Source organism: Shewanella zhangzhouensis, assembly GCF_019457615.1.
Classification (GTDB): domain Bacteria; phylum Pseudomonadota; class Gammaproteobacteria; order Enterobacterales; family Shewanellaceae; genus Shewanella; species Shewanella zhangzhouensis.
In genome coordinates this window covers 1955112-1968166 of record NZ_CP080414.1, presented here as the reverse complement: position 1 = coordinate 1968166, position 13055 = coordinate 1955112, and the positions used below count along the sequence as shown (strand labels likewise).

Below are 13055 nucleotides of genomic sequence, written 5' to 3'. Positions count from 1 at the left end.
CATGATCTGATACACTCGTACGCTGAAACCGCCTCCAGAGGAGGCAAAATCAGGCATCACCCCGGCTGGGGAACCTGTGTCATCCATGGATCTGCTATACGCTTCTATGCATCATGACGATATCGACAATTCGGTGATCCTCTGCCGTGCCTGTGATTTGGCCGTGCGACGCCGCGCCTTGCCCAGTGGCGTCAGGGCGCTATGCCCCCGTTGCCATACGGCGCTGTATGACACCCCCTTCTGCTCTATCAACGGGATGTTGGCGCTTTGCGTATCTGCACTGGCACTTTTTTTACCTGCCAATCTGTTTCCCGTTCTCGAATTGCATTTTTTAGGCTCGGTGCGCACCGCAACCGTTATCCAGGGTGCCATGGCTGTCATGGACCTCGGCTACTGGGTGGTGGGCATTGCCGTGCTTGTTGCCGCTGTCATAGGCCCGGGGTTATTGCTGCTGTCAATCTTGTCACAAGTCCTGCTGGTCAAAATGGGTCTTAATTACGGTTGGCAACGGGACCTGTATAAATGGTTATTGCGTCGCCATGGATTATTCAGCCAGCTCACCATGCTGGAAATTTATGTGATTAGTTTTTTGGTTTCAGCATTTCAATTATCCGACTTCTCGGATATTTACTTTGGTGTGGGTACGTTTTCCTTCACCATGCTGTTCCTGGTGACTCTGTTTTTGCAGCGGGAATACAATATCGAGCACATGTGGGGCCGCCTGAATGACTGACAATGTCCAGACCACCGGCAAACAAATGGGCCTGTGTCTTTGCCCGGTATGTAAGAAAACCAATCCGCAAAATGCACAGACTTGCAGCCGCTGTGGAGCAAATAACCAGGCCAGGGATTACGCCAGTGTGCAAAAAAGCTGGGCACTGCTTATCACAGCCGCCATTTTGCTTATTCCTGCCAACGTGTATCCCATTACTACCCTGGTGAATCAGGGCAAGGTGACCCACGACACCATATTCAGCGGTATCAAGCATTTGGTGCATTCAGACATGTTGCCTATCGCCATCATTGTCTTTACCGCGAGTATTCTGGTGCCCTGGCTGAAAATCATAGGGCTTGCCATCTACCTCACTGCCATCAGTTTTTCCTTGCCGGTGTCCAAACGCAGACTAATGGCGGGCTTTCACATTATTGAGTGGATCGGACGCTGGTCCATGCTGGACTTATTTGTAATTTCATTAACGGTTGCCCTGGTGAACATGGGGCAATTGCTGGATGCCAAACCCGCACCGGCAGCAACGGCATTTGCCCTGGTGATTCTGCTGACACAGCTTGCGGCCAAGGTATTGGATACGCGTTTACTCTGGGATCGACTGGACTTAGAAGATGACAAATATTGAAGCACCCAAGGTAGTCAAGAAGAAACTGTTCTCGCCGGTGTGGCTGCTGCCTCTGGTCGCACTTGCCCTTGCAGCCTGGCTTGGTATCAAGAGTATTCGCGAGTCCGGCGTCGAAATTTTTATTCATTTCCCCAGCGCTTCCGGAATCGATGTAGGCAAAACCCTGGTCAAATATCAGGGACTGACTGTCGGTAAGGTGACCGATATAGCCATGGACGAAGACCTTAAAGGCGTCAACGTCACCGTGATGATGGACTATCGCTCAACACCGTATCTTAAAGAAAACACCCAATTCTGGCTGGTATCACCCAAGGCCTCCATTACCGGGGTGTCCGGCCTCGATGCCCTCTTCTCCGGAAACTATATCGCGGTGCAGCCGGGGGATGGCGATAGCGTTACCCGTTTCGACGCCCTGAGAGAGGCACCGCCATTGGCCCCCGGCAACGAAGGCATATTGGTGGAACTCAGTACCGACAGACTCGGTTCACTGGATGTGGGCTCGGGTGTCTATTTTCGGCAAATTCCTGTGGGCAACGTGGTGAGTTATCGCCTCGAAGGCAATCAGAGAATCATCATAGGGGCCTTCATTCAGGACCAATACGCACATCTGGTGAAAAAAGACAGCCGTTTCTGGAACGTCTCCGGCATGAGCATCGATGCGTCGTTAAAAGGTATCAAGGTTGAAAGCGAAAGCCTCGCGACGCTGCTTGCAGGGGGGATCAGTTTCAGCAGCTCCGATGCCGGAATGAGCGCCAGCCACGGTGACAGCTTTGTGCTGCACAGCACAGAGGCTGATGCGCTTGGCGGACACTCACTGGAACTGACAACAACCAATGCCGATGGCCTCAATGTGGGCAGCGTGGTCGTGTATCGCGGCCTTGAAGTCGGCAAGGTTACCGACACCAGGCTAACTGATACAGGCGTCACTCTGACCGTTTTTATCAATAACGCCCACGGCGATTTAATAGGTCAGGACAGCCGCTTCTGGCGCGAAGGCGCTGAGGTGTCTCTTGGCGGAATAAAGCACGCGGCCAGGCTGATTACCGGCGATGTGATTGCCCTAATGCCCGGTGAAGGCAACATGCAGGGTAGCTATGTCCTCGAGGACAAGGCACCCGACTTTATGTATGCCGACAAGGCCCATCTCCTTATTCGCAGTGACAAAGGCCAGGGAGCGCAGGTTGGCGCCGAAATACGCTACCGCAATCTACCCATTGGTGAGGTAACCCAGGTAAAACTCGCTGAGGATTTGGGTTCTGTGGAGTATCAGGCCGAAATACAGCCTGAATTCAAACGTTTGCTGACCCGTGGCAGTTACCTGGTCACAGAGTCCCGGGTAAGCCTCGATGCATCCCTCAAAGGGGTGAAGTTTGCCGTGGGAGATACCTCCACCTTACTCAATGGCGCACTCAGACTGGTAAGTGGCAGCGGTGGTACCCTCTCAGATAAGGATGAACTGCGCCTCTACGCATCAGATGACGAAGCGCTGGCCGCCAAGGCGCCAACACAGCGAATCAAGGTAAAGCTGCAAAGTATTGAAGGCGCCGGTATTGAGGTCGCAAGCCCGGTTTATTACAAGAAGATGCACATAGGGGAAGTGACCCAGGTTAAGTGGCAGCCCGATGCGGATGTATTCAATATTGAGCTTGCCATCGACAGTACCTTTAACCGTCTGATTGGCCCCAATACGCTTTACTGGAAACACAGTGCCATTTCTGTGGATGCCAGTCTCAAGGGCCTGAAAGTAGACGTGGCTACCCTGCCCGGTCTTATCAGTGGCGGCATCGCCATTGGCCTGCTGCAACAGGGTGAGGCAAAAAATCCAGGCCATCTTTATGAGTCTGAGACGCTTGCACTGGCGCAGGCGAACCCGGTCGAACTGGTGATGAGCGCTGACTCCCGCCTGGCGGCCGGCGCACCTATCCGTTTTCAGGGGCATCAGATAGGCGAAGTCACCGAAGTTAAGCTGTCGTCGGATTTACGTGAGCTCATTGCACACGCCTACCTCTACGGCGAATACGCCGATAACTTTAGCCGTGAAGACAGCCGTTATCTGCTGGAAGATGTGCAGATTTCATTGCAGGGCATCAAGGCTCCGGAAGCCATACTCACCGGGCCCTTTATCTCCGTTTTGCCCGGTAACGCTGCGACCCGCCTGCAGCGCTTTAAGGTCACCACCCGAGCACCCCACTACGCCAATGTGGCAGAAGATGCGCTCAAGCTAACACTCGAGCGGCCATCCCTGGGTTCACTGAAAGCAGGCAGTCAAATCTTCTATCGCGGTGTTGCCATCGGCGCTATCGACGGCTATGCCCTCAACAGCAGTGGCAGCCAGGTTGAGCTTTTTGCCCACATCGACGCCGAGTACCGACATCTGGTCAACGCCAGCAGCGTGTTTTTTGATCTCTCAGGGGTGAGCGTCGAATTTGGCCTCTTCTCCGGCGCCAAGGTGCAAACCGGATCACTCGAAACCATTCTGGCCGGTGGAATTGGTGTCGCCACCCGCGCTGCGACTGCCGGCAATAACCAGCTTGGTAATGGCAGCCGCTTTGTGCTTTATCCCGAGGCCCACGAAGATTGGCTGTCATGGGCGCCTCAATAAGCCAGAGGTCAAATGAAATAGTATCCTCATTAGTAAAAAGGTCGCCAATGGCGACCTTTTTACTACTGCTACCTACTAACTGACACCGCTGCTATCTGTGCTCAAAGCCACCACATAGCAGCGATAATGATTCAGGACGTTTTATGGAAACGCCAGCTTAAGGCGCTACCGGAGCCAAGGCTGGCACCACCTTGGAGCCATGTTTGGCCACGATTTCCATAATGCCCAGATTCAGCTCGTGTGCCACCTGTTGGTAGGTGGGCAAACTCGTGGTGCCCACATAGGCAAACACATTGATTTCAAGACCGTGCAAGCCAAAACCGCTGAAGGTGACCCGCAGGGGCTTTTCGTTAACCTTATCGGTAGTCTCAAGCAAGGCTTTGATATCTTCCGTGATTTTTTTGATTTGCTCGGCACTGGTGTTGTAATCCAGGCGGATATCGGTTTTAAACCGGATTTTTTCCCGCTCTGAGATGTTTTCGATTTCCATTTCCGCGAGCTTGGCATTGGGAATATGGATCACAGACCGGTCGAGGGTGCGAATACGGGTACAGCGAAGGCCAATTTCTTCCACTGTGCCCCGCAAATTGCCAAGTTTACACAGGTTACCTACTTTGAGCGGTGCAGAGGAATACAGGGTCACAGTGCCGATAAAGTTTTCGATGGACTGTTTGGATGCCAATGCCAACGCGATACCGCCAATGCCCATACCCGCCAGAATTGCCCCCACATTGAACCCCAGGTGTTGCAACCAAATCAGCGACACCATTGCCAACATAAAAATGCGGAAAAAATTGGTCAATGGCCGCAGCAGGGAGGCAGCCTGCTTGCTGCCCTTTTCCGTCCAGCGTGCCTTGAGTACACTTTGCATGAGCCCCATCAGCGACCAGAGCAGCCACACCAATGTCAGCACTAAAAACACCCCGGTGTCGATAAGCTCTTTGGTCATTACCGGCAAGGTCGTTTGCAGAATTGCTGCCTTATTCAGTACCACTGCCACAAAAAAGCACAGTGGCCCAGTGACTATCCGGGCCGTTTCCTCACGGTGCTGCCATTGGGTCCTTAGCAGCAGCCATTTCACTATCCAGGCAACCGGGATCACCAACAGCAATGATGCCGCCAGGAATGTCAGCATAAAAGCCCATTCCCAAAGGTTAAGCCTGAATAGTCGCCCCTCTGGCACGTGAGCAATAAACCATTCAACCCAGGGGCCATAGCCCAGCTTTTCGTAGAGTGTTGGCACCTGAGCTATGGTGGCATTGGAGATCTTCCAGATACTGCCGATGTCGGCATCAGGCACTCTCTGCAGAAAAAACACCGCATCCTTGTTACCCACCTGAATACGGGCAAATACATCGCGATAGGCAGGCAGATTATCCTGCTCATTGCCCTGCGGGGTGTCATTCACTGTATCCAGGTCAATCCAGATGTTACGGTCCAGGATGGCTTGCAGATCCCGGGCATACTTTTCCCCTTGGGCCGGGCTCATTCGCCCCGGTAAAAATCGCAAGTCCAAATACTCCGAAGCCCGGGCGTAATCCTGATCCCAGGCAGCCTTCAAGAACCCCTGTAATGCACCTCTGGGGGTATCCCGCCACAAAAGGTCACGGTATGGGTATTGCTCGGGCGTCGGGGCTTGCACCTCCTCTATCTCATTGGACTTATCCAATGCCTGCATCAAGGTCAGGGATGAATTGGCCGCGCTCAAACTGGTGAACAATCCAAAACAAAACAGGATAAAAACCTGATAAATCCGTTTCATAGTACGATTCCATCACTCGGGTAACCTCTGGATATTATCACCGGCACAATATTTTCACAGTGTTGTAACCACAGGTTTTACGTCGGCAATTGCAGCCACAGGCACCCGAAGTGGCGGCTGGTGGCAATTCTGTGGATTAAGTTTCTTGTCATTGTCATCCCAGCGTCATCTGACTCTGCTCAAATGCACTGAATCGCCCCAAGCCAGGCGTTGTCGATTAACGTCATCGGGGCGGCTAACTTGCAAACCTGGCATCAATACGCTAGTCTCGGTGGTCCTCACAACCGTCTTTTGCATATTTTTGCTAAGGATATTTTATAGTTAGATTAATTTCGCCCTTAAATGGCGACAAAGAAACAAGGAGTGTGGCTTATGTCATACAAATTAGATGGCCATGAAATCAGCGTGGCATTTCCGGTAGATTCCATCTCCCTCAATAAAAGCTCAATCGCCTTTACCGACAAGCACGGTAAAAACAGGCGGACCTTCTCGAAGCGCACCGAAGCGCTGAGATTCATGAAGTGGCTGCTGAGCAGCAATAAGTAATCAATAGCCGTTCGCTGGGAATTTCCCTATTCCTCTCACTTTCCCAAGCGATACCCAACGCCTGCGCAGAGAGCACGATTTCACAGGTGCTTTCCGCTCAGGCGACATCTTATTCGAATAGCTGTGCAAACTTGCGCCGGTAGCGGGGCAACATGGACACATTCCCCCTGAGCCCTCCCTGGTGCAGGTACAGCCAGTTTCCCTCAGCATTGGCATCCAGCAATGACTTCAATACCAGCAGCCCGCAAGGGTCGTACAAAAGCTCAAATTCCAGCCCCTGGCGACGCATCGTCATCCATATCTCCAGCTCTTCACGCTTGAGTTTGGCGTAATGATGGGCGTCTCCAACCACCTCGGGGTAAACGTGATTGTCGGTACTTAATTCAGCGAACTGGGCAATAAGATAATTGCCATCCCCCACTACAGGACAAGTCACCACCCTGATATCGCTGTGCTGCTGATAAAAATACTCGCTCAGGTAAAGTGCCGTGGTGCCAGTGCCGGACGGTAGAAACACCTTGAGGTCAGCCGTGCCCCGGGCGGCGGCCCAATCGGCAATTTCTCGACCCAGAGCATGTACACCCGCGCGTGCGAGGGCACATCGGCCACCTTCCGGCACATAAAGACAAGCGTCAGCGTCCACCTGCTTTAAGCGAATTGACTCAATGTATTCACGGGGGGACATGTTTTGCTCTGGCACTGTAACTATCTGGGCGCCCAGGGCCAGTGCACCGCCGTAGTTGCCCTCTTCACCCTGATAGATGCTGGCGGCAATGTGATCGACGTAGAACTCCAGTTGCCAAGCACGCCTGCTTGCCAATGCCGCCAGCGAATAAAGCGAATTGGACTGCGCCGAACCATAACCAATCAGGGTTTGCACACCATCAAAGCGGTCGGTCAGCAAGCTGGCAAATTTACGTCCCTTATTGCCGCTGAAGGGTTCTGGCAACACATCGTCCCGCTTGAGCCACAAATTGTGGCCAAAAAACGAAAATGGCTCGACTGGGCTTGGGCTGGGCATGGGTAAGCGCTTCTCAGACAGGAATATGGTGACAAACAGGCGCCAAGTCTAACGCGACTTGCGCCGACTTTCAGCTTACAGCTGGTAATTTATGCCAACCGGATGGTGAAACACACCAACTCCCCAGCAAGTAAAAACCATATATCTTTGATATTATTACAATTAAACAGATGGCCTTGATTTTGCTTAGCATCTATCAATCGAAGATAGACGCATATTTTAGAGGAGAACCTATGGCCCTGCTCAGGCTTATATTTAATATCGCGTGGTTTGTACTTGGTGGCTTTGTTATGGGGCTGGCTTGGTGGCTTGCGGGTCTGCTGTGCTTTATCAGCATTATCGGTATTCCCTTTGGACGGGCCTGTTTCGTGATTGGCGAAATGGCATTCTGGCCCTTTGGACAGGACCATGTGTCCCGCCGCGAGCTTACCGGGCTGGAAGATTTGGGGACAGGCCCCCTTGGCATGGTGGGCAACGTTATTTGGTTTTTGCTGTTTGGGATCTGGCTTGCCATTGGTCACATCGGTCACGCACTGGCCTGTTTTATCACCATTATTGGTATTCCATTCGGCATCCAGCACCTTAAACTGGCGCTGCTCAGCCTGACCCCGATTGGGCGCACTGTCGTTGCTCGCGCGTGATGTGTTTCTTATTCAGGCAAGTGCTCTGCCATCACTTCTGCCGCATCAATTCGCTGCAGGCCTTCATTGAAAATGGCCTGCCAGCGAAGTCCTTCCGGCGTATTCTTAAAGGCTATATATAGGTTCTTGTTTGCCAATAATTGGCTGTTAATTTGCACTTTATCGGCCACGCCCTGCAGCCTGCTCTGTTTGAGCAAATAGCGCATGACGTAAACATCTATCACGGCCGCATCGATACGACCCGCTGCGACCTTTTTGATGTTGAACTCATCTGATGTCACCTGCTCAGCCGGCTGAAGATCGTCGGCAATGGCCCTGTCGAGCTCTTCAGTATTCACATAATCCTGTACAACCCCCAACCGGTAGTTGCGAAGATCCTTTACCGACACCCAACTGATAGGATGACTCTTGTGCTCAAGCAGTCCCAACGGACTCATGCCCATGGGGTGGGAAAACACAAATTGCACTGTGTCGAAATAGTACTCGGGAAAATAGCCCACATAGGGAGTATTACTTTGGTGGGCCAGTTTCACGGCACGGCTCCAGGGATAAAAGTCCACCTCGAGTTGATAACCCATGGCGGCAAAAGCGGCCTTTGCCACAGCCACAGCGGCGCCTTCGGATGGCAAACCTTGTCCCGAATAGGGTGGCCAGTGCAGTGATGTGAGCCTGACTACGGTGGCGTTTACTCTGTTGGCAACGCAAAATCCGACAAGTAACAGGATCAACACCAGCCACATTGGCCTGAAGAAGTGCATTGGACTCGATAGCAGTCGTCTTGGCAGCATAACCTTAGTCTTGGCGATATGGCCGGCCTCTGAATAAACTCAGAATAAAGTATAGCAATCTCGCCAGCCGGAGCTTCAGACTGATAGCCGAGGCGTGGGAAAGCTTGCCCACTTTGTATTCGGGGAGTTGCTGCCGCCCTTTGCAGCGCGCCCGGTAGGCCTTACACTGGCAACACTTGCAAATAAAAGTGGAAATGCAATGAACTACTGGTTGATGAAATCGGAACCTGATGAATTCAGCATCCGAGATCTGGCCGCCAGGCCACAGCAAACCGAAGGCTGGCATGGGATCCGCAATTATCAGGCCCGCAACTTTATGCGGGATGCGATGAAAGTTGGTGATAAGGTATTTTTCTACCATTCCAGCTGCAAGGTTCCCGCCGTTGTCGGCGTCGCCGAAGTAGCCAGTGAAGTCTACCCTGATAGCAGTGCCTGGGATCCTGAGTCGGATTATTTCGATCCCAAATCCAGTCCTGATGCGCCCCGCTGGCTCCAGCTGGATATACGGTTTGTGAAAGAATTTGCAAAACCTGTGACCCTGACAGCCATCAAGAGTCACCCTGGTCTGGCCGATATGTTTCTGGTACAAAAAGGCTCAAGGTTAAGCATACAACCAGTGGATGAAATCCATTGGCAACTCATCCACCAGATGGCTGGTGAATCCCTTTAAAGCGTACCTCAAATGAGGTTCAGGAGAGTCCGATGAAAAACAAATGGATGTTTTTGATGCTGGCGACAGCACTCAGTACAGGTGCGATGGCCAAAAACGACAAGGACCATAAAGAGCACAAGGACCATAAAGATAAGTCCTACAATGAGTACCGCTCAGATGGAAAAGACTTGCCTCCCGGTCTGCAAAAGAAGGTTGCCAAGGGCGAGCCACTGCCTCCCGGATGGCAGAAAAAGTATAATCGCGGCGATATTCTGGATCTGGACATCTACGACCGTGGCGTGCGGGTGGGCCCAATCGGTATCGATGGCGCCGTGACTATCCGCATCGACGATTCGCTTTTTAAGATCCACGACAAAACCCGCAAAATTATTGATATTATCAACGAGTAATATCGATAATCTGCCTGTCACGCCAACGTAAAAAGGGAGCCATCCGGCTCCCTTTTTATTTCTGCGCTCCAGCGTATCAATCCCCATCCAGCATGCGGCCAAGGCCGCCAAGCACCGAACCTTCACCCCTACTGGAACCACCCGCCGAAGGCGCATGGGCAATAATACGGTCGGCCATGCGCGAGAACGGCAGGCTTTGCAGCCATACAGTGCCATGACCTTGCAGCGTGGCCAGAAACAGGCCTTCACCGCCAAAGACCATGGATTTAAGCGAGCCTGCGCGCTGAATGTCGTAATCGATGCCGGGGGTAAAGCCCACTAAACAGCCGGTATCCACCCGCAGTGTCTCGCCTCTGAGTTCCTTCTTGATAAGGGTGCCACCGGCGTGCACAAAGGCCATGCCATCGCCCTTGAGCTTTTGCATGATAAAGCCTTCACCGCCAAAGAAGCCGGTACCCAGGCGCTTGTTAAAGGTCATGGTGATTTGGGTGCCAAGGGCAGCTGCCAGAAAGCTGTCTTTTTGCAGAATAAGCTCACCGCCGAGCTCAGCCATATCCAGCGCCAGCAAGGTACCCGGGTATGGCGCTGAAAACGCCACCCGACGCTTGCCGTGCCCCTGGTTGGTAAAGTGGGTCATAAACAGGCTCTCGCCGGTGAGCATACGCTTGCCCGCGCCCATCAGGGCACCGAAAAAGCCGGACTCAGGCTGCGAGCCATCGCCCATGCGTGCCTCAAACTGAATGCCCTCTTCCATGTAGGTCATAGCGCCTGCTTCGGCAATCACGGTTTCACCGGGATCCAGCTCCACTTCCACCAGCTGCATGCTTTCGCCGCGAATTTCATAGTCCACTTCGTGACAACGTCTCATCATCCTTTTCCCCATCTGACGTTTAACGGATGTGGCTCAACATACGACATAATATGTCACTTGTCAGAGCCGAAATGTAAACAACTGTGTCAACAGCTTAAGTAAGGTATTAACCCAGACCCTCAGGGATCCCCATGGGCTCCTTGGCAAATTCTTCCAAAATCAGTTCGGTAAAGAGCCTGCCGGCGCGGCCCAGGGGGCGCTCGAGGGTCGACACCAACTGCGGCACGAAGGTGTAACGGCTGCCGCCAACAAAATCAATTTCAGTAAGCAGTCCCGCTTTAAGCTCATCACGCACCAAAAAGTCCGGCATCCAACCAAAGCCCAGGCCTTTTAACAGCGCGTTCTTTTTCATAATAAAACCAGAGAGATAAAAGACTTTATCGCCACCAAACTGCAGCTCGTCACGGTAGGTTTTCACTGGCGATGAGTCTTCGATCGTCAGCTCTACGTGTTGCTGAAGCTCGGTGAGGGTGAGCGCTTTACGCCCCGCCAGCGGGTGATGGGGCGCCGCCAGCAACACGCTGGTGATGGCCGGCAGGGGTTTGGCGTAATAATAGGGGCCGGTGCGGTAGTCTTTTACCAGCATCAAATCGGCATTGTCGCGCTCGAATCTGTGCTGCACCCCGCCAAGGAACTCCATATTGAGCTGAATTTTGGTGGGAATTTGATGCTCGGCCATACGTTTGAGTGCCGTCATAATCGGCTCCATCGGCAAGGCGCCGTCAATCACAAGCTCAAGCTTGGGCTCCCAGCCTTCACTGAAACGGCTGGCCAGATGCTCGATATTGGCAAGGTGGGACAAAAGCCGCTGGCCTTCGGCCAAAATCACCCGCCCTTCCGCGGTCAGCTCGGCGCGGTACTGTTCCCTCGAGAGCAGACTCACGCCCAGGTGCTGCTCGAGTTTTTTAATCTGGTAGCTCACCGCCGACTGGGCCTTGTGCAGCCGCTCTGCCGCCTTGGCAAAGCTGCCCTCTTCCACCAGTACTTCCAATACCTTAAAGGCATCCACATCGATGCGCATCGGCCCTCTCCCGGCTCAGACAATGAACAAAAGCGTAACGCGACCTTTACCATCTATTTTTTAGATGGTGATTACCGATTAATTATTCTTTTTTTTGTACAAGTCGGCAACTAAATTGATACCCAGATCACATATAGCGCCAATTCGGCGGGTAAATGGGCCACAGGAGCCCAATAGAGGATAAAAACAAATGCCATTTTATGTGAAGCAAGGTCAGATCCCGCACAAGCGCCATATTGCGTTTGCCAAGGAAAATGGAGAGCTTTACCGCGAAGAGTTGTTCTCTACCCACGGGTTTTCGAACATCTATTCCAACAAGTACCACCACAATATGCCCACCAAGGCGCTGGAAGTGGCCCCCATGTCACTGACTCACGGCGACACCTGGGTCGATTCACTGGTACAAAACTATAAGCTGGACTCACGTCTGGCCGATGGTGAAGGCAATTTCTTCTCTGCCCGCAACAAGATTTTCTTTAACGCTGACGTCGCGCTCTATACCGCCAAGGTAACTGCTGATACGGATGAGTTTTACCGTAACGCCTATGCCGATGAAGTGGTGTTTGTCCATGAAGGCGACGGTGTCCTGCTGTCGGAATATGGCGAGCTTGAAGTGAAAAAGTGGGACTATCTGGTTATCCCGCGCGGCACTACTTATCAGCTCAAGTTCAACGATTACAGCAATGTACGCCTGTTCGTGATTGAATCTTTTACCATGGTGGAGATCCCCAAGCATTTCCGTAACGAATACGGTCAGTTGCTGGAATCTGCGCCATATTGCGAGCGCGATATCCGCGTGCCCGAGCTTAAGGACGTCGTGGTTGAGCGCGGAAACTTCCCGTTGGTGTGCAAGTTTGGCGATAAGTATCAGCTGACGCAGTTGGAGTGGCATCCCTTTGATCTGGTGGGCTGGGACGGTTTTGTGTATCCCTGGGCCTTCAACATCACCGAATACGCGCCCAAGGTGGGCAAAATCCACCTGCCGCCGTCGGATCACCTGCTGTTTGTGGCCAGAAACTTCGTTATCTGCAACTTTGTGCCGCGCCCCTACGATTTCCACCCGCAGGCAATTCCGGCCCCTTACTACCATAACAACATCGACAGCGACGAAGTGCTCTACTACGTCGACGGTGATTTTATGAGCCGCACCGGCATTGAAGCCGGTTACATCACCCTGCACCAGAAAGGCGTGGCCCACGGTCCGCAGCCTGGCCGCACCGAGGCGTCCATCGGTAAGAAGGACACCTACGAGTACGCCGTGATGGTAGACACCTTTGCGCCACTGCAGCTGACCGAACACGTGAAAAACTGCATGGCACCCGATTACAACCGCTCCTGGCTCGAAGACTAATCAGAACAATTCCAGGCAGCAATCCATTGAAAGAG

The 13055-nt window shown here is 52.7% G+C and carries 13 protein-coding genes; 8 read left to right on the top strand and 5 right to left on the bottom strand.

The window, feature by feature from the left end; all coding sequences use genetic code 11:
• The first annotated feature begins 85 nt into the window (after window positions 1–85).
• From K0H63_RS08465 to K0H63_RS08455, 3 genes are read left to right on the top strand one after another with little or no spacing between them, the layout of a single operon-like run.
• On the top strand, window positions 86–733 hold the full coding sequence (locus tag K0H63_RS08465) for a paraquat-inducible protein A (protein ID WP_434086754.1): 648 nt from the start codon (window positions 86–88) through the stop codon (window positions 731–733).
• Window positions 726–1355: a paraquat-inducible protein A gene (locus K0H63_RS08460; protein ID WP_220067558.1), complete on the top strand. Its 630-nt coding sequence runs from the start codon at window positions 726–728 to the stop codon at window positions 1353–1355. The genes K0H63_RS08465 and K0H63_RS08460 overlap by 8 nt, the downstream gene beginning before the upstream one ends.
• Window positions 1342–3957 carry a PqiB family protein gene (locus K0H63_RS08455; protein ID WP_220067557.1) on the top strand — a complete coding sequence of 872 codons (2616 nt, stop codon included), beginning with the start codon at window positions 1342–1344 and terminating at the stop codon, window positions 3955–3957. Before K0H63_RS08460 ends, K0H63_RS08455 begins: the two co-directional genes overlap by 14 nt.
• A 157-nt stretch (window positions 3958–4114) precedes the next feature.
• Here the strand turns inward: K0H63_RS08455 and K0H63_RS08450 are convergent, their stop codons facing one another.
• Window positions 4115–5719 (bottom strand): mechanosensitive ion channel family protein, encoded by a 1605-nt coding sequence (locus tag K0H63_RS08450; RefSeq protein WP_220067556.1) that lies wholly within the window; start codon window positions 5717–5719, stop codon window positions 4115–4117.
• A gap of 372 nt (window positions 5720–6091) precedes the next feature.
• On the opposite strand from K0H63_RS08450, the gene K0H63_RS08445 reads away from it, so the two are divergent.
• Window positions 6092–6265, top strand: coding sequence for a hypothetical protein (locus K0H63_RS08445; protein WP_086015245.1), 174 nt, complete (start codon window positions 6092–6094; stop codon window positions 6263–6265).
• A 109-nt stretch (window positions 6266–6374) separates the two neighbouring features.
• Here K0H63_RS08445 and K0H63_RS08440 read toward each other — a convergent pair whose 3' ends face one another.
• Window positions 6375–7286 carry a pyridoxal-phosphate dependent enzyme gene (locus tag K0H63_RS08440; protein ID WP_220067555.1) on the bottom strand — a complete coding sequence of 304 codons (912 nt, stop codon included), beginning with the start codon at window positions 7284–7286 and terminating at the stop codon, window positions 6375–6377.
• Between the two features lie 233 nt (window positions 7287–7519).
• Between K0H63_RS08440 and K0H63_RS08435 the strand changes: the two genes are divergently transcribed.
• Window positions 7520–7927, top strand: a complete 408-nt coding sequence (locus K0H63_RS08435; protein ID WP_220067554.1) for a YccF domain-containing protein — start codon at window positions 7520–7522, stop codon at window positions 7925–7927.
• Between the two features lie 8 nt (window positions 7928–7935).
• Here the strand turns inward: K0H63_RS08435 and K0H63_RS08430 are convergent, their stop codons facing one another.
• Window positions 7936–8715, bottom strand: a complete 780-nt coding sequence (locus K0H63_RS08430) for a substrate-binding periplasmic protein (RefSeq protein ID WP_220067553.1) — start codon at window positions 8713–8715, stop codon at window positions 7936–7938.
• Between the two features lie 199 nt (window positions 8716–8914).
• Between K0H63_RS08430 and K0H63_RS08425 the strand changes: the two genes are divergently transcribed.
• Together K0H63_RS08425 and K0H63_RS08420 are read left to right on the top strand one after the other, a co-directional pair.
• On the top strand, window positions 8915–9385 hold the full coding sequence (locus K0H63_RS08425) for an EVE domain-containing protein (protein ID WP_220067552.1): 471 nt from the start codon (window positions 8915–8917) through the stop codon (window positions 9383–9385).
• Window positions 9386–9417: 32 nt separating this feature from the next.
• A complete protein-coding gene (locus K0H63_RS08420) occupies window positions 9418–9777 on the top strand; it encodes a hypothetical protein (RefSeq protein ID WP_220067551.1) in 360 nt (119 codons plus the stop codon).
• Between the two features lie 76 nt (window positions 9778–9853).
• Here the strand turns inward: K0H63_RS08420 and K0H63_RS08415 are convergent, their stop codons facing one another.
• Together K0H63_RS08415 and K0H63_RS08410 are read right to left on the bottom strand one after the other, a co-directional pair.
• Complete coding sequence (locus tag K0H63_RS08415; protein WP_126166732.1) at window positions 9854–10648, bottom strand: TIGR00266 family protein; 795 nt, start codon at window positions 10646–10648, stop codon at window positions 9854–9856.
• A gap of 106 nt (window positions 10649–10754) precedes the next feature.
• Window positions 10755–11669, bottom strand: coding sequence for a LysR family transcriptional regulator (locus tag K0H63_RS08410; protein ID WP_011759685.1), 915 nt, complete (start codon window positions 11667–11669; stop codon window positions 10755–10757).
• A gap of 190 nt (window positions 11670–11859) precedes the next feature.
• Here K0H63_RS08410 and K0H63_RS08405 point away from each other — a divergent pair, with 190 nt between their 5' ends.
• Complete coding sequence (locus K0H63_RS08405) at window positions 11860–13020, top strand: homogentisate 1,2-dioxygenase (protein WP_220067550.1); 1161 nt, start codon at window positions 11860–11862, stop codon at window positions 13018–13020.
• Window positions 13021–13055: the final 35 nt, after the last annotated feature.